Raw genomic sequence first — 25,629 nt, forward strand, 5'->3', positions numbered from 1 at the left:
CCGAGGAGCTCGGCACCGCACCTCGCCGCGCTACGTCAGCCGGATGGTCGGGCGCAGGCGCTCGGGCTTCGAGATCCCGAGGCGGGTCATGTGGGCCGCGGAGTTCAGGTAGAGGAGACAGAGCACCCCGTATTGCAGCGTCAGTCCGAGCCAGCCGAAGGCCTCGCTCGCCGGCTCGACGGCTCCCACGGTCTCGCCGACGACGCAGACCAGGCTGAATGCCGCGAGCGCGCCGAAGATGACTCCGAGCCGGCGGCTGAGCGGCCGCCAACCGGTCATGCGCCACCACGCCCGGGGCGGGTCGATCGGTTCACCCTGCCCGCGGAAGATCCGCACCGCGAGCGCGAAGGCGACGACGTCGAAGACCAGGGTGACGATGCCGATGACGATCTCTGCCGCGTCCAGCCGGCGGAGCAGGTCGGCGAGCGCGTATCCCACGATCCACGCGACGACGATGTAGAGCACCTTGAGCTCCCAGCGCACGATCCGAAACGCGGGTTCTCGCCCCATGGTGCCTCCTTCGCCGACCAGTGGTGGCATCAACCTACTCCGCGCGGGGTCACGAGGGGAACGGCAACGCCCTGCCGGTCTCGACCCACGACTTGAAGCTCGAGAGCACGAGCGGCCAGGTGTCGGAGGTCTCGGCTTCGGCGGGGTGGCCCTCGCTCCATTCGTCGTTCGTGAAGGTGAGCTTCGTCAGCGACTCCCCCGCCGGTTCGAGGCGCCAGGTCATGCGGCTGCGGAGCTCGGCGTGGTTCTCCCGGTAGGTGGGCCCTGGGTGCTCGGTGAGCTGCAGGATCGCGCTCGGCTCCGCCTGCAGCACCTCGCCGTAGACGTGCACGGTCTCGTCGCCGTCCTGCCCTGGCCCGACGTACTCGTAGCGAGCGCCGGGCACGAGCTCGCCCTGCAGCGCCGAGCCCCACATCACGGCCCGGCTGCCCTCCTCCCCGGTGATCGCGTCCCAGACGCGGGCGGGGTCTGCAGCGACGAACAGGGTCATCTCGAAGTCGGGCATGTGTCCTCCTGTGGTGGTTTTCCGGTGGTCGGCATCGACGCTACGGATGCCCCGGTATCCGCGTCTTGCACAAACGCGACGCGCCGCCGGACCGCGGGCGACGTCGGTGGGGCTCGCCAGACTGGGCCCATGCAGACGGGTGAGAACTACTGGCGTTCGCGTGCCGGCGCCGCCGTGAAGGGCGTGCTCGCCGGCCGTCCGGGCGAACCCGGCATCGCGCCGCTCGCGGGCCGCGCCGCAGAACAGGCCGACTCGCTCGATGCGCCGGTACGCCTGACCCGCCACGCCGTGAGCGCCGACCTCGAGGGGCTCGTGCGACACATCTGGATCCCCCGCTGGCGGCTGCCGCCTGGCATCGTCGTCGAGCAGGGCGTGCTCGACTACCCGTCGGCGAACCTCGTCGTCGAGCCGCACGCGGCAGCCCTCTACGGACCCGAGCTCGGGCGCAGTCGCCAGCGCCTCGAGGGCGAGGGCTGGGCGTTCGGCGTGCTGCTGCAACCCGGCGTCGCGCACCGCCTCGCGCCCTGCCCCGTCCGCGAGATCGTCGGCTCGTCGGTCCCGCTCGATGCGCTGCGGGCGACGGACGCCGCCGGCTTCGCCGAGCACGTGCGAGCAACGGTCGGGGCGGGCGACGAGGCATCCGCGATCGCCGGCTTCGAGGCCTGGTTCCGCACCCAGCGCATCGAGCTCGACGACGATGCCGCGCTCCTGCGGCAGGTCGTGGAGCTCGCCGAGACCGACCGTACGATCGTGCGCGCCGAGTCGCTCGCCGCGGCGTCGGGGCTCAGCCTTCGCGCACTCGAACGGCTCGTCCGCGGCCGACTCGGACTCACGCCGAAGTGGCTCATCGGGCGCTATCGCATGCAGGAGGCCTCGCAGGCGCTCGCGGCGGCCGAGCCGCCGTCGCTGGCCGAGCTCGCCGCCGACCTCGGCTTCTCCGATCAGGCGCACTTCACGCGCCAGTTCCGGGCCGTGATCGGCGAGACCCCGCGCCGATACGCTCTCGCGGCTGCGGCAGCGGCCGAGTCGTCGGCGGCACCCCTGCCCCCCGGCTGAAGGGAACCGCCCTCCCCTTCGCGGGCGCAGCGCCCTAGTGTGGAGAGCGTGAGCCCCAAGGCGTCGACGGCCGAGGTGCTGCAGATCGACGACCGCGAGGTGCGCATCAGCAGCCCCGACAAGCTGGTGTTCCCCGAGCCGGGGCTGACGAAGCTCGACGTCGTACGGTACTACCTCGCCGTCGCCGAGGGGGCGCTGCGAGGCGCCGGCGGGCGGCCGATGGTGCTGAAGCGCTTCGTGAAGGGCATCGACCAGGAGGCGTTCTTCCAGAAGCGCGCCCCCGAGAAGCGGCCCGACTGGATCGAGACCGCGACGCTGCACTACGCCTCGGGCAACTCGGCCGAAGAGGTCGTGATCCGCGACGCCGCAGCGCTCGCCTGGGTCGTGAACCTCGGTTGCCTCGACCTCAACCCCCACCCGGTGCGAGCCGAGGACCTCGACCACCCCGACGAACTGCGCGTCGACCTCGACCCCATGCCGGGCGTCGAGTGGGCGCAGATCATCGACGTCGCGATGGTCGCCCGCGAAGTGCTCGCCGACCATGGACTCGTCGGCTGGCCGAAGACCTCGGGTTCCCGCGGCCTGCACATCAACGTGCGCATCGAACCGCGGTGGGACTACCGCGAGGTGCGGCTCGCGGCCGAGACCCTCGCGCGCGAGGTCGAGAACCGGGCTCCCGGCATGGCCTCGGCGAGGTGGTGGAAGGAGGAGCGGGGCGAGAGCGTCTTCGTCGACTTCAACCAGAACGCCAAGGATCGCACCGTCGCCTCGGCGTACTCCATCCGGCCGCTGCCCGACGCGCGCGTCTCGACGGCGCTCGACTGGAGCGAGGTGCGCGGCAGCCACCCCGAGCGATTCACCGTGGCGAGCGTGCTCGAGCGATTCGCCGAGCGCGGCGACCCCGCTGCCGGCATCGACGACACCGTCGGCAGGCTCGACGGGCTGCTCGCCCTCGCCGAGGAGCTCGGCCCGGCCGAGAAGCCGCCGAAGTCCTCAGACGGCTCGGGGCGCCGCGCCTCGACGATGCCCCTCATCGAGATCGCCCGTGCCGAGACGAAGCCCGAGGCGCTCGAGGGGCTCGAGCGCTGGAAGGCGAGGCACTCCGACGTCGTCGCGCTCCTCCACCCCGCCGACCTGCTCGTCGACGGCATGCGCGGCAGCTCGTCGCTCTGGTACCGCATCCGGGTGAACCTGCAGCACGTGCCCGAGGCGCAGCGGCCCGAGCAGGAGCCGCTCGAGATCGACTACGACCCGTGGGCCGGCAAGGAGTGGAATCGCCCGTGAGCGACCTCGGCCCGGTGAACCCCGGATTCGCCGGCGATGCCGCGTGGCTGCGGCGCTGGCACCTGCGCCCCGACGGCGACCCGATGACGACGGCGTCGAGCCGGCTCATCCCCGTGCGAACGAGCGACGGTGCGCCGGCGATGCTGAAGCTCGCGCAGGTCGACGAGGAGGAGCGCGGCGCCGAGCTCCTCGTCGCCCTCGAGGGCCACGGCGCCGCGAATGTGCTCGCCCATCGCGACGAAGCGCTGCTCCTCGAGCGCGCGACCGGAACCCGCGACCTGGTGCGGATGGTGGCCGAGGGCCGCGACGACGAGGCGAGCCGCACGATCTGCGCGGCGGCCGGCCGCATCCACGGGGCATCCGCTCTCGTGCTCGAACGCCCCGACCCGCCCGAACTCGTCGATCTGCCGACCTGGTTCCGCGAGCTCTTCGCGGCGGCCGACGGACTCGGCGCGCAGCACCGCCGCGGCGCCGACATCGCGGCGGCGCTCCTCGACGACCCGCGCGACCCGGTCGTGCTGCACGGCGACCTGCACCACGGCAACGTGCTCGACTTCGGCGAGCGCGGCTGGCTCGCGATCGACCCGAAGGGACTCGTCGGCGAAGCCGGCTTCGACTACTGCAACCTGCTCTGCAACCCGTCGCCCGAGCGGGCGCTGCGCCCCGGCCGCCTCGAACGCCAGTTCGGCGTCGTCGCCGAGGCGAGCGGCATCGAGCGGTCACGGCTCGCGCAGTGGCTCGTCGCGTGGTGCGCGCTCTCGTCGACCTGGTTCGCGCTCGACGACGACCCGGGGCGGGCGGGGTCCGCCGCGGCGATCGGCGAGCGCGCGGCCACGCTCCTCGCCGACTGACCTCCCCGGCAAACGCCGGAGGGGTGCGTCAGCGGCGCGTCAGCACGACCGCTTCCGCACTCGCCCACTCGCGCACGAGCTCCTCGCGCACCGCGACACCGGTGCCGGGGCCACCCGGTACCCGCAGCTGCCCGCGGTGCTCGCCCGTGCCGAGCACGAACGGCTCCGTGACGTCGTCGGCGTAGTAGCGCGACGACGCGGAGGTGTCGCCCGGCAGCACGAAGCCGGGCAGGGCTGCGAGGGCGACGTTCGCCGCGCGACCGATGCCGGTCTCGAGCATGCCGCCGCACCACACCGGCACGTCGAGGGCACGGCACGCGTCGTGCACGCGCAGCGCCTCGAGGTACCCGCCCATGCGCCCCGGCTTGATGTTGACGACCGAGGTCGCCCCGCGTTCGATCGCGTCCACCGCCGTCGCGGCGTCGAGGATCGACTCGTCGAGGCAGACCGGCGTCTCGCACGCACTCGCGAGCAGCGCATGCGTCGCGAGGTCCTCCTCGGCGAACGGCTGCTCGATGAGCAGCAGCCCGAACGGGTCGAGGCTCGCGAGCAGCGGGATGTCGTCGGCAGTGTACGCCGTGTTCGCATCGACCTGCAGCAGGCCGTCGGGCCCCATGAGTTCGCGCACCGCGGCGACGGGCACGAGGTCCCAGCCGGGCTTGATCTTCAGCTTGATGCGCCGGTAGCCCTCTTCGAGGTAGCCGGTGACCTCGTCGAGCAGCTCCTCGAGCGTCGGTGAGATGCCGACCGAGACGCCGCAGTCGACCCAGTCGCGCACCGCGCCGAACGCCTCGCCCATCGACCGCCCCTGTGCGCGCAGCTCCGCGTCGAGCACGGCCGCCTCGATGGCGCCCTTCGCCATGCGATGGCCCGAGACGAAGGCGAGCGCCGGCGCGACGGACGCCGCGAGCGGCACGCCGACCGAGCGGGCGTCGCCCGCGAGCGCAATGTGAGCGGCTCCGGCCGACGGCGCGTCGAGCAGCGCCGGCGCGAGATAGCGCTCGATGACGGATGCCGCGCCGCCGACGTACTCCGAGGAGTAGAACGGATCACGGCCCGCCACGCACTCGCCCCAGCCGTCGCCCGCGTCGGTGCGAACCCGCACGAGCAGCGCCTCCCGCACGGTCTCCCGGCCGAAGCTCGTCTCGAAGGGGCGCACGAGCGGCACCTCGATGCGATGCAGCTCGATCGCCTCGATGCGCGGTGTCGGGGCCGACTGCGCGGCCGGCGTGGTCGGTGTTCCGGTCATGGGTGTCATTCGGCCTCCCGGTCGGGGTCGTCGCTCGTGAAGACGTAGTCGCCTGCGGCGTCGAGCTCGGGCCGCAGCTCGGGGTCGGCGAGCGCGGCGAAGGCGTCGCGCGAGCGCTCGCGGAGTCGGGCCGCGTCGGCGGGGGCATCCGCTCGCAGTCGCTCGAAGTCGGGATCGAGCGCGAGGCCGCCCCTGGCCGACCAGGTCGGCTGCGGCCGCATGGCGAGCGCGCGGTGGGTGCGCACGGAGTCGAGGCGCCAGCGCACCTCGAAGCGGTCGCTGCGGTCGGCGCCCGTGATCGCGTCGTCGAGCCGCCCGTAGAAGTCGGGGTGGTAGGCGATGACCTCGGCGCCGAGCCGCACGAGGTTCATGCGGGCATTGCGACGGATGAGCGGGTCGTACGTCCAGCGGATCTCGTCGATGCCGTGCTCGAGGCAGATCACGCGCTGGCGGAGCTTGAGGGCGAGCCCGATGCCGCGCCCCCGGGCCGCGGGGGAGACGGCGTTCATGTGCGAGTGCAGGTGGAGGCCGCCCTCCCAGCCGAGGAAGCCGAGGGCGGCGCCGAGGACTCCGGTGCCCGCCGCGGGTCGTAGGGGCACCGCGACGAGCAGCGTGCCGCCGGCGTGCGCCAGCGCCTGCAGCATCGAGCGATCGGGCCCTCGCCCCTCGCCCCAGGTCGCCTCGAATCGGGCGAGCATCTCGTCGAGTTCGCCGCCGGCGGCCTGGCGCGTTTCGACACCGGCGTGGGCATCGGCGGCATCCGCCAGCTCGATCGCACCCCGCCACCCGGCCACGGCCCTCGGATGCACCTCGATCATGCCTGCCGACCTTGCTCCATGGCTCGACGCTAGCGTGCAGCGGCGCGGCTGCGGGAGCCTCATCGCCGCTCTGTGCGGGAACCGACGGCCTCCCGAGCCCCGGTAACGTTGGCGCATGGACTCGAAGCGCATGGGGCGGGGCGCATGAGCCGCGGGGTCAACGAGTCGGTCGAGGCCCATCTCGGGCACGTGCTCGCCCGCATCCGCCCGCTCGCCGCGCTCGAGGTGCCGCTCGCCGACGCCGGCGGACTCGTGCTCGCGGCGTCGCTCGAGGCCCGGCTGCCCATCCCCGCCTTCGACAACTCCGCCATGGACGGGTACGCGGTTCGCCGGGCGGATGTCGCGGGCGCCGAACCCGACCGCCAGGTGACCCTGTCGGTGGTCGCCGAGGTGGCGGCCGGCAGCACGCTCGACCCCACGATCGGGCCGGGCGAGGCGGTGCGGATCATGACCGGCGCAGCCGTGCCGTCCGACGCCGACGCCATCGTGCCGTTCGAGGACACCGACTCCGGTGCCCGCTCGGTCCGAGTGACGGCGGCGCCGAAGCCGGCCGCACACATCCGTCGCGCCGGCGAGGACGTCGCGGCGGGGCGGGCGCTCATCGAGGCAGGGGTGGTCCTGACCGCTGCCCGTCTCGCCGCTGCCGCCGCGGCCGGCCACTCGCAACTGGCCGTGCGCCCTTCGCCGAGGGTCGCCGTCATCGTGACGGGCAGCGAGCTGGTCGATCCCGGCACCCCGCTCCGACGCGGGCAGATCCCCGAATCGAACTCGGTCCTGCTGGCGGGGCTCGTGACCGAGGCCGGCGGCACGGTCGTTCGAGTCGACCACGCGCCCGACGACGCCGATGCCTTCGCCGCGGCGCTCGCCGGGGCGGTCGCCGAGCGCCCCGATCTCGTCGTGTTCTCGGGCGGAGTGGGCCGCGGCGATCACGACATCGTGCGCACGGCCCTCGAGCCCCTCGGCAGCGTCGACTTCCACTCCGTCGCGATGCAGCCCGGCAGCCCGCAGGCGTTCGGAACGCTGCCGGGCGGCATCATCGTCTTCGGCCTGCCCGGCAATCCCGTCGCGGTGGCGGTGTCGTTCGAGGCGTTCGTGCGGCCGGCGCTCCAGCTGCTCCGCGGAGCTGCGCGCACGCAGCGCCGCCGCCTCGCCGCGGTCGCCGCGGCCGGCTGGCGCAGCCCCGTCGCCCGCCGGCAGTACATGCCGATCGCGATCGACGACGACGCCGATGGTGCGAGCCGACGCGGGTTGCGGGTGCGTCCGGCCGCCGAGGGCGGTTCGGGCTCGCACCTCGTCGGCGGACTCGCCGCGGCCGACGGCTTCGCGATCGTCGAGACGGGCATCGACGAGGTGCGCGCGGGCGACGAGGTGCAGATCGTGCTGGTCGACGGATGACCCGGCCGAGCCCGGAGCCCGGCACGGATCCCGGTGCAGCACCCACCCGAGGGCCCGGCGCTCGCGCGAGGGCGTTCACGCTCGACGCGGTGGTCCTCGCGGGCGGCCGCTCGAGCCGGCTCGGCGGCACCCCGAAGGCCGAGCTCGAGGTGGGCGGCGTCCGTCTCGTCGATCTCGCCGTCGCCGCCGCGGTCGCGGCCGGCGCCGGTCGCACGGTCGTCGCCGGGCCGCCAGGGCTCGTCGCTCCCCCGGCGATCTCCCGGCGCGAGGATCCGCCGTTCGGGGGCCCGGTGGCCGGCGTGGCCGCCGCGCTCGAGGCGCTGCCCGACGCCGAACCGCGTGGCGAGTCGGATGCCGCGTGGGTGCTCGTGCTCTCGTGCGACCTCCCTCATGCGCATGCCGTCGCCGCCGCACTGGCCGACGCCGCACGAGCGGCGACGGACTCGCCGTCGGGCGGCGGGATCGACGGCATCTGCCTCGACGACGGACGCCCGCAGTGGCTCGCCGCGGTCTATCGCCGCGCCCGGCTCGACGGCGCGCTCGCCCGGCTCGGTGCCGTGGGCGATGCATCGGTGGGGGCACTCGTCGGAGGGCTCCGCCTCGACCGCATCGACGACGTCGACGGCCTCGCCGCCGACGTCGACACGTGGGCCGACCTCCGACGCGCGCGCGAGACATCCGCTCGCTCCGCCGCGGCCTCGAATCGCAACCCGAGAGGACCCGAATGAACGACTCAACCGCCCAGGCGACGCCGGGCGAACTCGACGAATGGGTCGCCGCCCTCGCCGCGGAACTCGGAATCGACGCTTCGGGCGTCTCGATCGGCGAGGTGCTCGACCTCACCCGCGAGGTCGCGCACGGCGTCGCCCGGCCGGCAGGCCCGCTCAGCACCCTGCTCGTGGGCCTCGCCGCCGGCGCAGGCAAGGGCTCGATCGAAGAACTCTCGGCGAAGGCCGGTGCGCTCGCCGCGCGTTGGCCCGAGCTGGGCATGCCGGACGCCTGAGCGGCCGCGCCGACGGCGCAGATCGTTCCGGCGACGCGCCGGATCAGCAGAAACCGGCGATGCCCTCCCATGCCGCGGGCGCGGGCGCGAGCCCGTCGCGCATGACCGTGGCCTCGATGAGTCCGTACGGCCGGTCGGCCGCGTAGAACACCTCGTTCGGGTTGTCGAGCCCGAACGGGGCGAGGTCCACGACGAAGTGGTGCTTGTTCGGCATCGAGAAGCGGATCTCGCCGATCTCGGGGTGCACCTCGAGCACGCGAGCGCCCATCTCGAAGAGCGTCGCCTGCAGGGCGGCGGAGTATCGCTCGGCGAAGGCCTCGAGCAGCAGCCCCCGCACGCTCTCGTACACCGCGTTGTAGTCGACGTCGGTGCCGACGTACTGCCAGCGGGCCGCGACATCCGTGGCCAGGATCCGATCGGCCGTCTCCTGCAGGGTCGTGTACCGGTCCCTCGGAAAGCCCTCGAAGCCCGACTGCGTGGTCTTCAGCACCGTGAGCTCCTTGAGCCCGCCGAGCACGTGACGCTCGTCGCCGTCGGCGACGACGACGGCCGTGCGCGTCCCCTGCCCCGACCGAACGAAGGCGTGGTCGTGCGGCGCTCCGTGCGACACGATGCGCTGCCATGCGTAGCTCTCGGCCTCCCAACGTCCGCCGTCGACCCACGCGAACGAGGAGGTGAAGTGATCGGCGAGGCGGAGCAGGAACGCCTCGGGCGAGCCCACGCCGTCGCGCGCGAACGCGAAGATCGTGTTCTTCTGCGTGTCGGTCGGGATGACGTGCGAGTTGTCGCCCGACAGGTGCGCCGCGGCGAAATCGCCGTGCAGCTGCGACGTGACGCTGAGGTCCTCGATCTCGTGGCGATCGGTGTCGCGGGTGACCTTGACGACGCGGACCTCGGCCTTGCCGTACCGGTTCGGTCCGAGCACGATCCCTCGGTCGGGCATGGTGTCTCCATCCATCGGGCCTAGCTCCCCCGGTAGGTCGAGTAGGCGAAGGGGCTCAGCAGGAGCGGCACGTGAACGTGCCGCCCGTCGTCGGCGACGTCGAAGTGGAGCACGACCTTGGGAAAGAACGTGTCGACGCCGCGGGCGGCGAAGAAGCCGCCCGTATCGAAGTGCAGGCGATACTCGCCGACCGGAACCGAAGCCGGGCCGAGTCCCGTCGCACGGCCGTCGGCGTCGGTCGTATCCGAGCCGACGAGGCTCCAGCCGGATGCCGCGCGCACGAACAGCTCGACGCGAATGCCTTCTGCCGGTCGACCGACGGTCGTGTCGAGCACGTGCGTGGTGATCTGGGAGGCGGTCATGCGGTGATGAGTCCCTTCAGTCGGAGTACGGCGATCTCGCGCAGCTGCTCGGCGACGACGACGTCTTCGTCGGCGGCCGAGTGCGTGAGGCGTTCGTCGAGCAGCGCGAGCATCTCGCTCGCGGACCGGCCGGCGGCACGGATCAGGAAGACCCGACCGAACCGCTCCTGGTACGCGAGGTTGCCCGCCGCGAGCGCGGCGCCGACCGCGGTGTCGTCAGGGTCGACGCCCGACTGCTCGCTCCGCGACAGGCTCGCTTCGGCGGTCGCGCCCACGGCCCGCCGGCCGATGGGCGGATGGTGCGCGAGGGCGCCGTCGATCTCCTCGGCGGTGAACGGCGCTGCGGCCCGGTCGGCCGCCGAGACGAGCTCGGCGACCGAGACGTACGGCCGGCCGTCGGCGAGCTCATCGCTCCAGCGCGGGATGTCGAGGCACGGACGCAGCGCCGCGATCGCCGTTCGGCGGTCGAGTCCGTTGAAATCCTCGAGCTTCATCGTTCGATCCCGTCCCTGCGGAGCAGTCGACCCCGCGCCGCGGCCCGGTCGACCGGATGCCCCGCGAGCAGCGTCGCCCGAACCACTCCTGAGAGTTCGCGTCCATCGTAGGGGCACACCGCGTGGCGGTGCTCGAGCGCCGCCGCCTCGACTGTGAACGTCTGATCGGGCGCGAAGACGGCGAAGTCGGCCGCGGCGCCTTCGCCGATGCGGCCCTTCTCCGTCAGGCCGACCCGACGCGCAGGTGCACCCGACATCCACTCGACGACCTGTTCGAGCGGGATGCCGCGCTCGCGGGCTCCCGACCAGACGAGCGGCAGCCCGAGCTGGAGGGAGGCGATCCCGCCCCATGCCTCGACGAAGTCGCCGTGACCCGCGAACTTCAGTTCGGCCGGCGCCGGTGAGTGGTCGGAGACGATGAAGTCGATCGCGCCCGACTCGAGGCCGCTCCAGAGGGCGTCGCGATTCGCCGCCTCGCGGATCGGCGGGCAGCACTTGAAGGCCGTTGCGCCGGCCGGGATCTCCTCGGCGGTGAGCGTGAGGTAATGGGGGCACGTCTCGACCGAGAGCCGCACCCCTGCCCGCCTGGCATCGGCGATGCGGCCGAGCGAGTCCGCCGAGCTCAGGTGCACCACGTGCGCGCGAGCGCCGGTGCGCGTGGCGCGATCGATCACGTCGGCGATCGCCGAGTCTTCGGCCTCGCGCGGTCGCGATGCGAGGAAGTCGGAGTACCGGGTGCTGTGCGGGTGCGGCGCCGCACCGATCAGCTGCGCGTCCTCGGCGTGCACGAGGAGCAGCGAATCGGTCGCGCAGAGCACCGCCATCGCGGCCTCCATCTCATCGGCGGTGATCGCGGGGAACTCGTCGACCCCCGAGTCGAGCAGGAAGCACTTGAACCCGAAGACCCCTTCGCTCGCGAGCGGCCCGAGCTCTGCGAGGTTGCCCGGCACGACGCCGCCCCAGAAGCCGACGTCGACGAACACCCGCCCCTCAGCGGCGCGACGTTTCGCATCGAGCGCTGCGACCGAGGTCGTGGCCGGAATGCTGTTGAGCGGCATGTCGACGATGGTCGTCACCCCGCCCGCCGCCGCGGCGCGAGTCGCCGACTCGAATCCCTCCCACTCCGTGCGGCCGGGCTCGTCGACGTGCACGTGCGTGTCGACGAGGCCCGGGATCAGGACCTCGTCGTCGGCGAGTTGCACGATGCGCGAGCCCCCGAGGGCAGCGCCGAGCGGCGCGATGCGCACGATGACGCCGCCCCGCACCGCGACCTCGACCGGCGAGAACGCGTCGCCGAGCAGCACCCGTTCTCCCCGTATGACCAGATCGAACGGCCCGACCTCGGCACTCGGCGCACCGACCTGCTGTTCCTGCATCGCTGCACCCGCCCCGACGCTCACGAGAGCCGGATCTGCCGGTTCACGTCCTTGTAGAGCAGGTAGCGGAACGGACCCGGCCCGCCCGCGTAGCACGCCTGCGGGCAGAAGGCCCGAAGCCACATGAAGTCGCCCGCCTCGACCTCCACCCAGTCGTCGTTCAGCCGATAGACGCCCTTGCCCTCGAGCACGAAGAGCCCGTGCTCCATGACGTGGGTCTCCGCGAACGGAATCGTGCCGCCCGGCCGGAACGTCACGATGTTGACGTGCATGTCGTGCGAGAGGTCGTCGGGGTCGACGAAGCGGGTCGTCGCCCACGCCCCGTTCGTGCCCGGCATCTCGCGCGGCTCGATGTCCTGGTCGCGCGTGACGAACGAGCCCGGCGGTGCGATGCCGTCGACCGGCTCGTAGGCCTTCCTGATCCATTGGAAGGTCACGGGCCCGTCGCCGTCGTTCGCGAGCGACCACGCCGCGCCCGCAGCGACGTAGGCGTACCCGCCCGGGCCCATCAGGTGCCGGGCGCCGTCGAGCACGAGCGTGAGCGAACCGGTGGTGACGAACACGACGCCCTCGACGGCGTCCTCCTGCTCGGGTCGCTCGGCACCGCCGCCCGGGCCGATCTCGACGATCAGCTGCGAGAACGTCGTCGAGAAGCCCGCGATCGGTCGAGCGAGGATCCACGACCGCGATTCGGTGAACCCCGGCAGCTTGCTCGTCACGATGTCGCGGAGCACCCCCTTCGGAATGACCGTGTACGCCTCCTTCACGATCGCCCGGTCGGTGAGGAGTGCGGTCTGGGCGGGCAGTCCGCCCTGCGGCGAGAAGTAGCTCATGGGGATTCCTTGTCGTTGGAGCGGCGCCGGGGCATCCGCTCAGCCGTTCGCGAGTCTCGGGTGGGCGATCGCGGCGAGTGCGCGTCGATCGACGCCGACGTCTTCGACGACCTCGGCCTCGGTGAGCGCGCCGCACTCGACGCCGCGCAGCACGAAGTCGGCGAGCGCTCGTGCCGTCGCCGGTTCGTCGAGCACCGCGCCGGCCGCGCCGCCCAGGTAGCCGCGAAGGCGCCCGGATGCCTCGGCGTACCCCTCGCGGAAGAACGCGTAGGTCGCGATGAAGCGGGTCGGAAGCTGGTGGGGGTGCAGGTCCCAGCCCTGATAGAAGCCGCGGTCGAGCGACCGGCGCACGAGCCGCGCGTGAAGGCGCCAGGCCTCCTCGGCGCGGTCGCCGAGCGGGAGGATGTTCGTCGACCCGTCGGAGAGCCGGATGCCGGTGCCCGCCGCCGCGAGCCGCATGACCTCCTTGGCGTGGTCGGCGACCGGATGCTCCATCGACTGGTTCGCCGGCGAGATCTGCAGCGACGCGCTGTAGTCGTAGGTGCCGTAGTGGAGCGCGCTGATGCGGCCCGGCACGGCGGTCGGCAGCTTCGCGAGCGGCGAGTCGCCATCGGAGCCGAGCACGAGTTGCGGCGTCTCGACCTGCACTTCGAAGCGGAGTCGGCCGTCGGGCAGTCCGTGCGCGCGCTCGAGGGCGGCCGCGACCTCCGCCATCGCCTCGACCTGGGCGACCGTCGAGACCTTCGGCAGCGTGAGCACGAGACCGCCCGGCAGCTCGCCGCGAGCGACGAGGGTGCTCACGAAGAGATCGAGCGTGCGGATGCCCCGCGCCCGTGTCGGCGCTTCGAAGCTCTTCACGCGCACGCCGATGAAGGGCGGCGCGAGCCCGGCCGCGACGGCCGCGGCGACGCGTTCCGCCAGGCGCCAGGCGTCGGAGTCCTCGACCTCGTCGCCCCGATCGCCGTAGCCGTCTTCGAAGTCGAGGCGGAGGTCTTCGATCGGTTCCCGCTCGAGCTTGTCGCGTACGGCGGGCACCACGACGTCGACGAGCGATCGCTCGACGCCGACTCGCTCGGCGAGCGCCTCGAGGCCGCCCGCGGACTCCGCGGCGGCGAGCGCGGCGGCGCCCCACTCCCCCGGCAGGCCCGCGCCGTACCGATCGGCGGGGACGTACACGGTGTGCACGGGCTGGCGCGAGCCGTCGTCGCCGGGGTAGGCGCGCTCGAGCAGTGCGTCGGTCGCGGCGAGGCGTCGGTCGACGGCAGCGAGGTCGGCCGCAGTGAGCGCGGTGCGCGGAACGGGTGCGGCACGTGTGCTGCGGACGTGGGCCATGGCCCATCTTCGCTGTGACGGCGCCGAAGCCGCAATGACCGCGCCGCGAGACGGGCCGGGAATCCCCGTTCCGTCAGGGTCGACGCGTAGAATCCAACCACCGAGGCGCCGTGAGCGACTCGGTGGCGGGCGCAGTGCAGCGCCCCGGAGGAGTTCGCCCATGGATGACATCGCCGTGACCGTCAACGGTCGGCGACGCCCCGTGCTCGCCGACGCCCACACGAGCGCGCTCGAGTGGCTGCGCGAGATCGGCCTGTCGGGCGCCAAGGAGGGCTGCGCCGAGGGCGAGTGCGGCGCTTGCGCGATGCTGCTCGCCGCACCCGACGACCGGGGCGGCACGCAGTGGACGGCGGTGAACGCCTGCCTCGTGCCCGTCGCCGCGCTCAACGGGCAGGAGATCGTCACCGCAGAGGGCCTCGGGTCGCCCGAGTCGCTGCACCCGGTGCAGGAGAAGCTCGCCGAGGCGGGCGGGTCCCAATGCGGCTACTGCACGCCCGGGTTCGCGTGCAGCATGGCCGACGAGTACTACCGTTCCGATCGCGCACCGGCCGTCGCCGGCGAGGAGCGCGGCCCCAACGGCTTCGAGCTGCATTCGCTGAGCGGCAACCTCTGCCGGTGCACGGGCTACCGTCCGATCCGCGACGCCGCCTACTCGCTCGGCTCCCCGGCGGCCGACGACGGGTTGGCTGCGCGCCGCGCTCGCCCGGCTCCCGTCGCCGTGGCGACCGACGTCCGCGCCGGCGGCGGCCGATTCATCCGCCCGGCGTCGCTCGTCGACGTGCTCGGGATGCTCCGCGACGAGCCGGACGCGCTCCTCGTCGCGGGGTCCACCGATCTCGGCGTCGAGGTGAACCTGCGAGGCCTCCGACCGCCGCTCGTCATCGCGATCGAGCGGCTCGAGGAGCTGCGGACCCTGTCGGTCGGCAGCCACGTGATCGAGATCGGCGCGGCACTCACGCTGTCGGAGGTCGAGCGCGGGCTCGACGGCCGCGTGCCGCTCCTCGCACAGCTCCTTCCGCAGTTCGCGTCCCGGCTGATCCGCAACCGCGCGACGCTCGGCGGCAACCTCGGCACCGCGTCGCCCATCGGCGATGCCGCCCCGGCGCTCCTCGCGCTCGACGCCCGGCTCGTGCTCGCCTCGATCGACGGGGAGCGAGAGGTGGGACTCGCCGAGTACTTCACCGGCTATCGCCAGTCGGTGCGCCGAGCCGACGAGCTCATCCGTGCCGTGCGCATCCCCTTGCCGCTCGCGGGTGTCGCGGGGTTCCACAAGATCGCGAAACGGCGCTTCGACGACATCTCGAGCGTCGCCGTCGGCTTCGCCCTCGACGTCGACGGCGGGGTGATCACCTCAGCGCGCATCGGACTCGGCGGTGTGGCGGCCACCCCGCTGCGTGCGCATGCAACAGAGGCGGTGCTCGTCGGCGCGCCGTGGAACATCGCGACCGTGCGCGCCGCATCGAGGGTGCTGCGGGCAGAGGGCACTCCGATCTCCGATCACCGCGCCTCGAACGAGTACCGCTCGCACATGCTCGGCAACGCGCTGCTGAAGCTGTACAGCGCCGCGCTCATCGCTTCGAGGGAGGTGCCGGTGTGAGCTCGCTCGCCGATCGCCCCGTCAATCCCGTCGTCGGCCTCAGCGCCGCCCACGAGAGTGCAGCGCTGCACGCGACCGGTGCCGCGATGTACACGGACGATCTCGCCGTGCAGACGGCCGGCGCGCTCACCGCGTGGCCGGTGCAGTCGACCGAGGCGCACGCCCGGGTGAGCGTCGACGTCGCCCCCGCCTACGACGTGCCCGGCGTGGTGCGCGTGCTGACGGCCGCCGACGTGCCCGGCCTCAACGACGCCGGGATCAAGCACGACGAACCGCTCTTCCCCGCCGAGGCGATGTACTCCGGTCACGCGCTCGTCTGGGTGCTCGGCGAGACGCAGGAGGCGGCTCGCCTCGGCGCAGCGGCGGTGCGCGTCACGTACGAACGGCTGAGCTCGTGCATCACCGTGGCCGAGGCGATCGCCGCAGGTTCGTATCAGGGCATCGCCCGCACCGTCTCACGAGGCGATGCCGCAGCGGCGATGGCGGATTCGGTGCACGTCTTCGAAGGCGTCAGCGAGGTCGGCGGCCAGGAGCACTTCTACCTCGAGACGCAGGCATCGCTCGCCGTGCTCGACTCCGAGGGCCAGTACTTCGTGCAGTGCTCGACGCAGCACCCGTCGGAGACGCAGGCGATCGTCGCCCACGTGCTCGACGTGCCGGCGAGCCGCGTCACCGTGCAGTCGCTCCGCATGGGGGGTGCGTTCGGCGGCAAGGAGATGCAGCCGCACGGGTTCGCCGCGATCGCCGCGCTCGGCGCGAAGCTCACGGGTCGGCCCGTGCGCCTGCGGCTGAATCGTACGCAGGACATCACCATGACCGGCAAGCGCCACCCGTTCCAGCTCGCCTGGAAGGCGGGCTTCTCAGCCGACGGGCTGATCCAGGCGCTCGACGCCACCCTCACCGCCGACGGCGGCTGGAGCCTCGATCTCTCGGAGCCCGTGCTCGGCCGTGCCCTCTGCCACGTCGACAACGCCTACTGGATTCCCAACGTGCGCGTCCACGGCCGCATCGCGAAGACGAACAAGACCTCGCAGACCGCGTTCCGCGGCTTCGGCGGGCCGCAGGGGATGTTCCTCATCGAGGACGTCCTCGGCCGCGCCGCGCCGGTGCTCGGCATCGAGCCGGCCGACCTCCGGAGGAGGAACTTCTACCGGCAGGGCCAGCGCACGCCGTACGGCCAGCTCGTGAAGGACGCCGACCGGCTCGGGACGATCTGGGACCAGCTCAGCCGCGAGAGCGATCTCGAGGCGCGCCGCGGCGAGGTGGCCGCGTTCAACGCGACGCACGCCGAGGCGAAGCGCGGCCTCGCGATCACGCCGGTGAAGTTCGGCATCTCGTTCAACTTCTCCGCTTTCAACCAGGCGGGGGCGCTCGTGCACGTCTACAAGGACGGCTCGGTGCTCATCAACCACGGCGGCACCGAGATGGGCCAGGGCCTGCACACCAAGATGCTACAGGTCGCGGCGACGGCGCTGGGTCTCCGCCTCGAACAGGTGCGCCTCGCGCCGACGCGCACCGACAAGGTGCCGAACACCTCGGCGACCGCTGCCTCCTCGAGTTCGGACCTCAACGGCGGTGCGGTGAGGGACGCCTGCGAGCAGATCCGCGGACGGATGGCGACGGTCGCCGGACGGCTCCTCGACGTCGACGAGCGAGACGTGCGCTTCGAGGGCGGATTCGTGACCGGCCTCGGTAGGTTCGACGAGCGCCTCACCTTCGCCGAGGTCGCGGGCGCGGCGTACCTGCAGCGCGTGCAGCTCTGGGCGGCCGGCTTCTACCGCACCGAAGGCCTGCACTGGAACCCCGACCTGATGCAGGGCTCGCCGTTCAAGTACTTCGCCTACGGCGCCGCCGCGACCGAGGTCGAGGTCGACGGGTTCACGGGTGCCGCCCGGGTGCGCCGCGTCGACATCGTGCACGACGTCGGCGACTCGCTCTCGCCCATGCTCGACCTCGGCCAGATCGAAGGCGGGTACGTGCAGGGGCTCGGATGGCTCACGCTCGAGGAGCTCCGCTGGGACGAGACCGACGGACCGGGCCGAGGGCGACTGCTGACCCAGTCGGCGAGCACGTACAAGCTGCCGAGCTTCTCGGAGATGCCCGAGGAGTTCAACGTGCGTCTCTTCGAGAACGCCCGCGAAGACGGCGCGATCTACGGCTCGAAGGCCGTCGGCGAGCCGCCCCTCATGCTCGCCTTCAGTGCCCGTGAGGCGATCCGGGCTGCGGTCGGCGCGTTCGGTCCCCCCGGGCGGAGCGTCGAACTCGGCTCGCCGGCGACGCCCGAGGCGGTGTACTGGGCGGTCGAGGCGGCACGAGCGGCGATGGCGGATGCCACCACGACCACCGGCGACGACGACAGCGACTCCGGGCTCGTCACCGCCGGCGTGACCGGGGCGTAGCCGGGACGGCGCCGATGGACTGGCTCGAGGCACTGCAGCGACTCCGCGAGGCGCGGACGCCGGCGGTGCTCGTGACGATGGCCGTGGTGCGCGGGCATGCCCCGCGGAACGGCGGGGCGAAGATGATCGTCTCGCCCGACACGGTGTTCGGCACGGTCGGCGGCGGCAACCTCGAGCAGACCGCGACGGATCGCGCCCGCGCCATGCTCGCATCGGCGTCCGCCGAGCCGGAGCTGCTGACCATGACGCTCAGCGACAAGGCGACGACGGACTACGGCGTGCAATGCTGCGGAGGAGAGGTCACCATGTTGTTGGAACCGGTGCGAGTCGTGCCGTCGGTCGCCGTGTTCGGCGTCGGTCACGTCGGGCTCGAACTCGCCCGCATCCTCGGCCGTCAGGAGCTCGAACTCCACCTCGTCGATTCGCGACCCGAGATGCTCGCAGCTGCACGACTCGGCGAACCCGGCGTCTCAGGGCTCCTCGGCGATGCCGTCGCCACGGTGCACCTCCATCACGAACCCGTGCCCGAAGCCGGCCTCGCGCTGCTCCCGCCGGGCTCGCACGTGCTCATCATGACGCACGACCATGTCGAGGATCTCGCGATCGTCGACACCGCTCTGCGTCATCCCGCCCTCGGGTCGATCGGGCTCATCGGCTCGCGATCGAAATGGGCGCGGTTCCGAACGCAGCTGCGGGAGCTCGGGCACGACGAGGCGGCCCTCGGCCGCGTCGAGACCCCGATCGGCATCCCCGAGGTCGCCGGGAAGGCGCCGGCGACGATCGCGGTGAGCGTCTCCGCCCGCATCCTCCAGCTCATCGAGCAGCCCGATCGGCCGAGCGACGACGGATGACCGACGCTCAGTACTCGATCCGCGATGCGGTGCGGCGCCACTCCGTGAACGGGGCGATGCGCCGTGCAGCGCCGAGATCGAGGTTCGCGACCGGCATCACCTCGCGTGCCTCGGGCCCGTCGTCGAAGTAGCGGTAGAACATCGCATCGTCGAACCCGGCATCCGCGGCGTCGTTACGATCCGCGGCGAAGTAGACGCGATCGATCCGCGCCCACAGCGCAGCGGCGAGGCACATGGGGCACGGCTCGCAGCTCGAGTAGAGCGTGGCGCCGCTGAGCTCGAAGCTGCCGACTCCCTGGCACGCCGCCCGGATGGCCGTGACCTCGGCGTGCGCCGTGGGGTCGAGGTTCGCGGTGACCCGGTTGACGCCCTCGAAGAGCCGCCCGTCGGCCGCGACCACGATGGCCCCGAACGGACCGCCACCCTTCCGCACGTTCTCGGTGGCGAGGTCGACGGCACGGTCGAGGTGGTCGGCGACGAGCTGTGCGGCCTCGGAGTCCGAGGGGCGCCGGGGCGGAGATGCATCGAACTGGTCCATGTCGCTCCGTCCTCGCTGTCTCGCGTGAGCGGTTCGAGGCTAACAGCCGGGGAGTCCAGGACCTACGCACCCGCTCCGGATGCGAACGTCGAAGCGGCAGGATTCCGGTTGTGAATCCGCGTCTGCGGAAGTATCGTCCAATTCATGACGCAGTATCGGATCAGTGAGGCGGCATCGCTCGTCGGCGTGAGCGATGACACGATCCGCAGGTGGGTGCACGACGGGTTGCTGCGAGCCGAGAAGGATGCCGCGGGCCGGCAAGTGGTCGCCGGCGACGACCTCGCGGCACGGGCCGTCGCGATCGCCGCGACCGTGCACGACACCAGCGCGGTGCAGCGGAGCGCCCGCAACCGCTTCGTCGGCCTCGTCACCCGCGTCGAGATCGAGGGCCTCATGGCCCAGGTCGAACTGCAGTGCGGGCCGCACCGGGTGGTCTCCCTCATGTCGGCCGAGGCGGCACGGGAGTTGCGCCTCGAGGTCGGCTCGAAGGCGGTCGCGGTCGTCAAGGCGACGATGGTCGCCCTCGAGACCGAGAACGACGGCCGCGCATGACCCGGCGGCTCCCGCTCATCGCGGCGTCGGCGGCGATCGTCGCCCTCACTCTCGGAGGCTGCGCGGCTCAGGGCTCGGGCGGCGGCGAGGCCACCGACTCCCCCTCACCCAACGCGCCCGAGGGAGGTCTGAGCGGAACGCTCACGATCTTCGCCGCCGCATCGCTCACGGCCGCCTTCGACGAACTCGCCGCCGAGTTCGAGACCCGGAACCCCGACCTCGACGTCGCACCGATCACCTACGACGGCTCGGCCACCCTCACCACGCAGCTCATCGAGGGCGCAGTGGCCGACGTGTTCGCCTCCGCCGACGAACGGAACCTGGCGAAGCTCGACGAAGCCGACCTCCTCGGCGGCGAACCGGAGGCCTTCGCGACGAACGTGCTCGAGATCGCGGTGCAGCCCGGCAACCCGCTCGACATCGACGGCCTCGACGACCTCGGCGACGAGGCATCCGCTCACCCGCTCGTCGTGGTCTGCGCGCCCGAGGTGCCCTGCGGCACCGCGGCGGCGAAGCTCCTCGAGCTCGCCGGGGTCGCACTGACCCCCGCGAGCGAAGAGCAGAACGTGAGCGCGGTGCTCACGAAGGTGCGTTCCGGCGAGGCCGACGCCGGGCTCGTCTACGTCACCGACATCGCGGCGTCGGCGGGCGAGGTGGACGGCGTCCCGATCGAGGGCGCGGATGCCGCGACGAACGTCTACCCGATCGCCGAGCTCGCCGGCGCGGTCAATCCTGCGGCGGCACGCGCATTCGTCGAGTTCGTGCACTCGCCGGAGGGGGCAGCCGTACTCGCCTCGTACGGATTCGGGAGCCCGTGACGACGGCCGACGCCGCCCGTCGCATCGCGCAGGCACCCCGAGCACCGCGAGCGCGTGCTCGGAACGACGTCGGCGCTGGGTTCCCCTCGTGGCTCCTCCTTCCAGCCGCGCTCGGCGCCGCGCTCCTCGTGCTTCCGCTCGTCGCCCTGCTCGTGCGTCTCGACTGGGCGGGGGTGCCGGCCGCGGTCGCCTCCCCCGCCGCACTCGATGCACTCGCCCTCTCGCTCTCGACGGCGAGCATCGCGACCATCGTGTGCATCGTGCTCGGGGTGCCGCTCGCCGTCGTCATCGCCCGCAGTTCGCGCGGCGTCGCCGCAGTGCTCCGTACGCTCGCGACGCTGCCGCTCGTGCTGCCGCCGCTCGTCGGGGGCATCGCATTGCTGGCACTGCTCGGCCGGAACGGCCTGCTCGGCGGCGTGCTCGACGTCGCCGGCATCCGGGTGCCGTTCACGACCGCCGCCGTGGTGATCGCGCAGGCGTTCGTCGCGCTGCCGTTCCTCGTGATCTCGGTCGAAGGGGCGCTGCGCACCGCCGGCACGCGGTACGAGGTGGTCGCCGCGGGGCTCGGAGCGAGCCGGTCGACGGTCTTCCGGCGCATCACCCTGCCGCTCGTCGGTCCGGGGCTCCTCGCGGGAACCGTGCTGTGCTTCGCCCGAGCGCTCGGGGAGTTCGGCGCGACCGCGCTCTTCGCCGGCAACGCGGCGGGCACGACTCGCACCATGCCGCTCGCGATCTACACGGCGTTCAACGGGGCCGGGGTCAGCGAAGACATCGCGATCGCCCTCTCGCTCATGCTCATCTGCGTCGCCGTCGCGGTGCTGCTCGTGATGCGCGGCTGGCGCGAGGATGCCGCGAGGTGAGCGGCGGAGCGGCATCCGAGGGCCTCGTGGCCGACGTCACGACCCGACGCGGCGACTTCGCGCTCGACGTCTCGCTGCGCGTCGCTCCGGGCGAGACCCTCGCGGTGCTCGGCCCGAACGGCTCGGGCAAGACCACGCTGCTGCAGACCATCGCAGGCACTCTCGTCGTCGACCGCGGCGCGGTGCACCTCGCCGGGCGCGAGCTCGGCTCCGCGGAGCCGGGGCGACCGCGACGCCACGTCGGCCCCGAGGGCCGGCGGGTGGGCCTGCTCGGCCAGGAGCCGCTTCTCTTCCCGCACCTGAGCGCGCTCGACAACGTCGCCTTCGGCCCGCGGGCCCAGGGCATGGGCGCGTCGGCGTCGCGGGAGACGGCGAGACGCTGGCTCGCGCGAGTCGGGTTGGCGGAGCTGGCGTCACGGCGCCCGCTCGCGCTCTCGGGCGGCCAGCGGCAGCGCGTCGCCCTCGCCCGCACGCTCGCGGCACGCCCCGAGGTGCTCCTGCTCGACGAGCCCTTCACCGCCCTCGACGTGGAGTCCGGCCCAGAGATGCGAGCGCTCATCGCCGAGCACCCGTGGCCCGCGCCGATCCCCATCCTGCTCGTGACGCACGATCCGCTCGACGCGATCGTGCTCGCCGATCGCGCCGCGATCCTGCACGACGGGCGCATCGTGCAGCAGGGCGCGACGGCCGAGGTGCTCGGTCACCCGGCGAGCCCGTTCGTCGCGGCGCTCGCGGGAGTGAACCTCGTGATCGGGGTGGTCGATGCCGACGGGGACATCATCCCGGGCAACGGCGCCGGCCCCGTGCTCCGCGCAGCGGGCGAGCCACCGGCTCCTGGCACCAGCGTCTCTGCGGTGTTCGGCCCAGGTGCGGTGCACGTCGCCGCGATCGCGCAGGGCGAGCCCGCGGCATCCGTCAACGGCTGGACCGGCACCGTCGCCGTGCTGCAGCCGGTTCCCGGCGGTGTGCGCATCGGCATCGCGGAGCACCCCCGGCTCTTCGTCGACGTGCCCTCGGCCGCCGCGGTCTCGCTCGACCTGAGCACCGGCGCGAGGCTCGGGTTCACGATTCCGGCGACGGAGGTCTCGGTGCGGTCGCTGCCCGCCGCGGTGCTACGGTAGACGCCACGAACAGGGGGTGCTCCCGTGACGTCGAGATCATCGGTCGATCCGCCCCGTTCCAATGGCGGCGCGGGCATCGGTGCGCGACGCCTGCCCGCGACGGGCCGGCTCTCCGACCGCCGAGGCCGCCCGCTCCGCGACCTCCGCATCTCGGTCACCGATCGCTGCAACTTCCGCTGCGTCTACTGCATGCCGAAGGCCGTGTTCGGCCGCGACTACGCCTTCCTCGAGCGCGACGAGATGCTCGACTTCGACGAGATCACCCGACTCGCGCGCATCGCGGCGGCGCACGGCGTCGAGAAGCTCCGGCTCACGGGCGGTGAACCGCTGCTCCGACGCGGCATCGAAGACCTCATCGCACGTCTCGCCGAACTCCGCACGCCCGACGGCCGCCCACTCGAGATCGCCCTCACCACGAACGGCGCCGCGCTCGCGGTGAAGGCCGCAGCTCTGAAGGCCGCCGGCCTCACCAGGGTCACCGTCTCGCTCGACTCCCTCGATGACGACGTGTTCCGGGCGATGAACGACGTCGGCTTCCCGATCGCGAAGGTGCTCGATGGCATGGAGGCCGCCCGAGCGGCCGGGCTCGGTCCGATCAAGGTCAACATGGTCGTCAAGCGCGGCATGAACGACCACGAGGTGCTGCCGATGGCCCGGCACTTCCACGGCACGCCGTTCAGCCTGCGGTTCATCGAGTACATGGACGTCGGCACCTCGAACGGCTGGAGCCTCGACGAGGTCGTGCCCTCGGCCGAGATCGTCGAGCAGATCCACCGCGAGCTGCCGCTCGAGCCGGTGGGCGAACTCGTGCCCGGAGAGACGGCGATGCGCTGGCGCTACCGAGACGGCGGCGGCGAGATCGGCGTCATCTCGAGCGTCACGCAGGCGTTCTGCGGCACCTGCAATCGCGCCCGCATCTCGACCGACGGCCGCCTCTTCACCTGTCTCTTCGCCTCGGAGGGCCACGACCTGCGGGCGCTCCTGCGCGGCGGCATCGACGACGACGAGCTCGCTGCCGCGATGGGCGCCATCTGGGGCCGACGCGACGACCGCTACTCCGAGGTGCGAGCGGGCCTCACGCCCGAACTGCGCGGGGCACGCCCGAAGATCGAGATGTCGTACATCGGCGGGTGATCGCCCGCAGGGTTCAGAGCCCGACCCACTCCGAGATGCCGTCGACGAAGTGCTGCCGCTTCCAGATCGGGACCCGCTGCTTGACGAGCTCGACGAGGCGTTCGCACGCGTCGAACGCCTCGGCGCGGTGCGCAGCGGATGCCGCGGCGCACAGGGCCACGTCGCCGATGCGCAGCTCCCCCACGCGGTGCGCCGCCGCCACGGCGATGCCGGTCTCGACCGCGATCTCGTTCACGCACTCGGCCAGGAACCGCTCGGCCTCGGGGTGCGCGCGGTAGTCGAGGGCGAGCACGCCGCGACCGCCGTCGTGGTCGCGCACGACGCCGAGGAACACGACGACGGCTCCGCTCGTGTCGGCCTCGACGGCGGAGCGCACCGCGCGTTCGTCGATCGGCTCGAGCGTGACGAGGGCGAGTGGTTCGTTCATGCGCGTTGGTTCCTCGATGCTCCGGTTGACGGGTGACGGATGCCGCGGCTCATCGCTGCACGAGATCGCCGGCCACCGCGGCGAAGCTCGTGATGCCGCCGGCCAGGTACTCGACCTCGGTCAGGCCGCGTTCGCGGAGCAGTCGGGCGGCACGTCGCGAGCGCAGGTCGTGCTCGCAGTAGACGACGACCGGCCCTGATCCGGGAGTCGGCCCCGCGCCGCCGGCGAGCTCGGCGAGCGGCACGAGCACGCTGTCGCGGATGCGCCCGAGCTCGGCCTCCGCGGGCTCGCGCACGTCGAGCAGGGTGAGCGCGCCGCCCTCGCGGAGGCGTTCGAGCAGGCCCGCCGCCGTCACGGCGGTCACGGCCGGAGCGGCTGCGTCGAACGCGGCATCCGTCGGCCGCCCCGCGGTGCGCAGCCCGCAGAATTCCTCGTAGTCCACGAGCGTCGTGATCTCGGGTGCGTCGGCGATCGCCGTGTAGGCGATCTCGCGCGACCGCCCCGAGAGGGCGTCGATCGTCGTCACCCGGCCGATGAGCGGCTCGCCGACACCGGTGATGAGCTTCACGACCTCGGTGGCCATGAGCCCGCCGACCGTCGCGCAGAGACTCGGCAGCACGCCGCCCGCCTCGCACGAGAGCACCTCGTCGGGCGAGGGCGGCACGGGGAACAGGTCGCGGTATCCGGGACCGTGCGCGTGCCACGCGGTGCCGACCTGACCGTGGAAGCGCAGGATCGCGCCCCAGACGAGCGGCAGGCGCGCGAGCGAGGCGGCATCGTTCACGAGGTAGCGCGTCGGGAAGTTGTCGCTGCCGTCGACGACGAGATCGTAGCCGGCGAGCACCTCGCGCAGGTCGGCGGCGGAGAGGCGCGCGCGGTGGCGCACCACGCGGCAGTCGGGGTCGATCGCAGCGACCGTCTCCGCGAGCGAGTCGACCTTCGGCCTGCCGAGGTCGGCGACGCCGTGGCTCGTCTGCCGGTGCAGGTTCGAGAGTTCGACGACGTCGTCGTCGGCGATGCCGATCGTGCCGACACCGGCGCCCGCGAGCGAGGGCACCACGACGCTGCCGAGCCCGCCGGCCCCCACGACGAGCACTCGGGCCGCGGCGAGGCGGCGCTGGGCGATCTCGCCGAAGCCCGGCAGCATGAGCTGCCGGCTGAATCGTGCGATGCGCTCGGCCGTCAGCGGCGGGCCGGGCTCGACGAGCGGATGCATGACCGCCATTGTACGCAGCGGAGCCCGAAGCGGCCGGGGCTCCGAGCACTGCCCCGGCCGACGAGGCGGCCGACATCCCGACCGCGGCGGCGCCGCTGCCGGTAG

General features: G+C 72.6%; 27 protein-coding genes. 14 read left to right on the plus strand and 13 right to left on the minus strand.

Translation table 11 applies throughout. The annotated features are described in order from the left end of the window. Positions 1 to 30: 30 nt before the first annotated feature. The gene (locus ACFCVM_RS05265) at positions 31 to 510 is read right to left on the minus strand and encodes a hypothetical protein (protein ID WP_375834754.1); all 480 of its coding nucleotides are present in this window, start codon (positions 508 to 510) and stop codon (positions 31 to 33) included. 49 nt (positions 511 to 559) lie between these two features. Continuing rightward, positions 560 to 1,015, minus strand: a complete 456-nt coding sequence (locus ACFCVM_RS05270; protein ID WP_179550790.1) for an SRPBCC domain-containing protein — start codon at positions 1,013 to 1,015, stop codon at positions 560 to 562. Positions 1,016 to 1,144: 129 nt separating this feature from the next. On the opposite strand from ACFCVM_RS05270, the gene ACFCVM_RS05275 reads away from it, so the two are divergent. From ACFCVM_RS05275 to ACFCVM_RS05285, 3 genes are read left to right on the plus strand one after another with little or no spacing between them, the layout of a single operon-like run. After that, positions 1,145 to 2,071 carry a helix-turn-helix domain-containing protein gene (locus tag ACFCVM_RS05275; RefSeq protein ID WP_375834757.1) on the plus strand — a complete coding sequence of 309 codons (927 nt, stop codon included), beginning with the start codon at positions 1,145 to 1,147 and terminating at the stop codon, positions 2,069 to 2,071. 48 nt (positions 2,072 to 2,119) lie between these two features. After that, entirely contained in the window at positions 2,120 to 3,355 is a 1,236-nt protein-coding gene (locus ACFCVM_RS05280) for a DNA polymerase domain-containing protein (RefSeq protein ID WP_375834759.1), read from the plus strand. Further along, a complete protein-coding gene (locus tag ACFCVM_RS05285) occupies positions 3,352 to 4,206 on the plus strand; it encodes an aminoglycoside phosphotransferase family protein (protein WP_375834761.1) in 855 nt (284 codons plus the stop codon). The genes ACFCVM_RS05280 and ACFCVM_RS05285 overlap by 4 nt, the downstream gene beginning before the upstream one ends. Positions 4,207 to 4,234: 28 nt before the next feature. On the opposite strand, the gene menC is transcribed toward ACFCVM_RS05285, so the two are convergent. Next, positions 4,235 to 5,455 (minus strand): o-succinylbenzoate synthase, encoded by a 1,221-nt coding sequence (menC, locus tag ACFCVM_RS05290; RefSeq protein WP_375834763.1) that lies wholly within the window; start codon positions 5,453 to 5,455, stop codon positions 4,235 to 4,237. Between the two features lie 5 nt (positions 5,456 to 5,460). Then, positions 5,461 to 6,273: a hypothetical protein gene (locus ACFCVM_RS05295; protein WP_375834765.1), complete on the minus strand. Its 813-nt coding sequence runs from the start codon at positions 6,271 to 6,273 to the stop codon at positions 5,461 to 5,463. 144 nt (positions 6,274 to 6,417) lie between these two features. Between ACFCVM_RS05295 and glp the strand changes: the two genes are divergently transcribed. The 3 genes from glp to ACFCVM_RS05310 are packed head-to-tail and all read left to right on the plus strand — an operon-like array spanning position 6,418 to position 8,671. Then, complete coding sequence (gene glp, locus ACFCVM_RS05300) at positions 6,418 to 7,668, plus strand: gephyrin-like molybdotransferase Glp (protein WP_375834767.1); 1,251 nt, start codon at positions 6,418 to 6,420, stop codon at positions 7,666 to 7,668. Beyond that, on the plus strand, positions 7,665 to 8,396 hold the full coding sequence (locus tag ACFCVM_RS05305) for a molybdenum cofactor guanylyltransferase (RefSeq protein WP_375834770.1): 732 nt from the start codon (positions 7,665 to 7,667) through the stop codon (positions 8,394 to 8,396). Before glp ends, ACFCVM_RS05305 begins: the two co-directional genes overlap by 4 nt. Continuing rightward, positions 8,393 to 8,671, plus strand: a complete 279-nt coding sequence (locus tag ACFCVM_RS05310; protein ID WP_375834772.1) for a DUF6457 domain-containing protein — start codon at positions 8,393 to 8,395, stop codon at positions 8,669 to 8,671. The genes ACFCVM_RS05305 and ACFCVM_RS05310 overlap by 4 nt, the downstream gene beginning before the upstream one ends. A 43-nt stretch (positions 8,672 to 8,714) precedes the next feature. On the opposite strand, the gene pucL is transcribed toward ACFCVM_RS05310, so the two are convergent. From pucL to ACFCVM_RS05340, 6 genes are read right to left on the minus strand one after another with little or no spacing between them, the layout of a single operon-like run. Beyond that, positions 8,715 to 9,614 carry a factor-independent urate hydroxylase gene (pucL, locus tag ACFCVM_RS05315; protein WP_375834774.1) on the minus strand — a complete coding sequence of 300 codons (900 nt, stop codon included), beginning with the start codon at positions 9,612 to 9,614 and terminating at the stop codon, positions 8,715 to 8,717. Between the two features lie 20 nt (positions 9,615 to 9,634). Continuing rightward, on the minus strand, positions 9,635 to 9,976 hold the full coding sequence (gene uraH, locus ACFCVM_RS05320; RefSeq protein WP_375834777.1) for a hydroxyisourate hydrolase: 342 nt from the start codon (positions 9,974 to 9,976) through the stop codon (positions 9,635 to 9,637). Beyond that, entirely contained in the window at positions 9,973 to 10,470 is a 498-nt protein-coding gene (gene uraD, locus ACFCVM_RS05325) for a 2-oxo-4-hydroxy-4-carboxy-5-ureidoimidazoline decarboxylase (protein WP_375834780.1), read from the minus strand. Before uraD ends, uraH begins: the two co-directional genes overlap by 4 nt. Next, complete coding sequence (gene allB, locus ACFCVM_RS05330; protein ID WP_375834782.1) at positions 10,467 to 11,846, minus strand: allantoinase AllB; 1,380 nt, start codon at positions 11,844 to 11,846, stop codon at positions 10,467 to 10,469. The genes uraD and allB overlap by 4 nt, the downstream gene beginning before the upstream one ends. Positions 11,847 to 11,866: 20 nt before the next feature. Further along, a complete protein-coding gene (locus ACFCVM_RS05335; protein ID WP_375834785.1) occupies positions 11,867 to 12,679 on the minus strand; it encodes a bifunctional allantoicase/(S)-ureidoglycine aminohydrolase in 813 nt (270 codons plus the stop codon). Positions 12,680 to 12,718: 39 nt separating this feature from the next. Further along, the gene (locus ACFCVM_RS05340) at positions 12,719 to 14,011 is read right to left on the minus strand and encodes a DUF6986 family protein (RefSeq protein WP_375834787.1); all 1,293 of its coding nucleotides are present in this window, start codon (positions 14,009 to 14,011) and stop codon (positions 12,719 to 12,721) included. Positions 14,012 to 14,171: 160 nt separating this feature from the next. Between ACFCVM_RS05340 and ACFCVM_RS05345 the strand changes: the two genes are divergently transcribed. The 3 genes from ACFCVM_RS05345 to xdhC are packed head-to-tail and all read left to right on the plus strand — an operon-like array spanning position 14,172 to position 18,858. Next, a complete protein-coding gene (locus tag ACFCVM_RS05345; RefSeq protein ID WP_375834790.1) occupies positions 14,172 to 15,608 on the plus strand; it encodes a xanthine dehydrogenase small subunit in 1,437 nt (478 codons plus the stop codon). After that, positions 15,605 to 18,007 carry a xanthine dehydrogenase molybdopterin binding subunit gene (gene xdhB / locus ACFCVM_RS05350; RefSeq protein WP_375834793.1) on the plus strand — a complete coding sequence of 801 codons (2,403 nt, stop codon included), beginning with the start codon at positions 15,605 to 15,607 and terminating at the stop codon, positions 18,005 to 18,007. The genes ACFCVM_RS05345 and xdhB overlap by 4 nt, the downstream gene beginning before the upstream one ends. Before the next feature lie 14 nt (positions 18,008 to 18,021). Then, positions 18,022 to 18,858, plus strand: coding sequence for a xanthine dehydrogenase accessory protein XdhC (gene xdhC, locus ACFCVM_RS05355; RefSeq protein WP_375834796.1), 837 nt, complete (start codon positions 18,022 to 18,024; stop codon positions 18,856 to 18,858). 7 nt (positions 18,859 to 18,865) lie between these two features. Here xdhC and ACFCVM_RS05360 read toward each other — a convergent pair whose 3' ends face one another. Next, a complete protein-coding gene (locus tag ACFCVM_RS05360) occupies positions 18,866 to 19,396 on the minus strand; it encodes a nucleoside deaminase (RefSeq protein ID WP_375834798.1) in 531 nt (176 codons plus the stop codon). Positions 19,397 to 19,540: 144 nt separating this feature from the next. On the opposite strand from ACFCVM_RS05360, the gene ACFCVM_RS05365 reads away from it, so the two are divergent. From ACFCVM_RS05365 to moaA, 5 genes are all read left to right on the plus strand, one after another. Beyond that, positions 19,541 to 19,948, plus strand: coding sequence for a molybdopterin-binding protein (locus ACFCVM_RS05365; RefSeq protein ID WP_375834801.1), 408 nt, complete (start codon positions 19,541 to 19,543; stop codon positions 19,946 to 19,948). Beyond that, complete coding sequence (modA, locus tag ACFCVM_RS05370) at positions 19,945 to 20,766, plus strand: molybdate ABC transporter substrate-binding protein (protein WP_375834804.1); 822 nt, start codon at positions 19,945 to 19,947, stop codon at positions 20,764 to 20,766. The genes ACFCVM_RS05365 and modA overlap by 4 nt, the downstream gene beginning before the upstream one ends. A 23-nt stretch (positions 20,767 to 20,789) precedes the next feature. Continuing rightward, positions 20,790 to 21,626, plus strand: coding sequence for an ABC transporter permease (locus ACFCVM_RS05375; RefSeq protein WP_375836660.1), 837 nt, complete (start codon positions 20,790 to 20,792; stop codon positions 21,624 to 21,626). After that, complete coding sequence (locus tag ACFCVM_RS05380; RefSeq protein WP_375834806.1) at positions 21,623 to 22,747, plus strand: sulfate/molybdate ABC transporter ATP-binding protein; 1,125 nt, start codon at positions 21,623 to 21,625, stop codon at positions 22,745 to 22,747. Before ACFCVM_RS05375 ends, ACFCVM_RS05380 begins: the two co-directional genes overlap by 4 nt. 90 nt (positions 22,748 to 22,837) lie before the next feature. After that, on the plus strand, positions 22,838 to 23,881 hold the full coding sequence (gene moaA, locus ACFCVM_RS05385) for a GTP 3',8-cyclase MoaA (RefSeq protein WP_375836661.1): 1,044 nt from the start codon (positions 22,838 to 22,840) through the stop codon (positions 23,879 to 23,881). Between the two features lie 13 nt (positions 23,882 to 23,894). Here the strand turns inward: moaA and ACFCVM_RS05390 are convergent, their stop codons facing one another. Further along, complete coding sequence (locus tag ACFCVM_RS05390; protein WP_375834809.1) at positions 23,895 to 24,308, minus strand: molybdenum cofactor biosynthesis protein MoaE; 414 nt, start codon at positions 24,306 to 24,308, stop codon at positions 23,895 to 23,897. Positions 24,309 to 24,357: 49 nt separating this feature from the next. Continuing rightward, on the minus strand, positions 24,358 to 25,524 hold the full coding sequence (locus ACFCVM_RS05395; protein WP_375834812.1) for a ThiF family adenylyltransferase: 1,167 nt from the start codon (positions 25,522 to 25,524) through the stop codon (positions 24,358 to 24,360). Positions 25,525 to 25,629 lie beyond the last annotated feature (105 nt).

The organism is Agromyces sp. NPDC056389 (assembly GCF_042262385.1).
In the GTDB taxonomy this organism is placed as follows: Bacteria; Actinomycetota; Actinomycetes; order Actinomycetales; family Microbacteriaceae; genus Agromyces.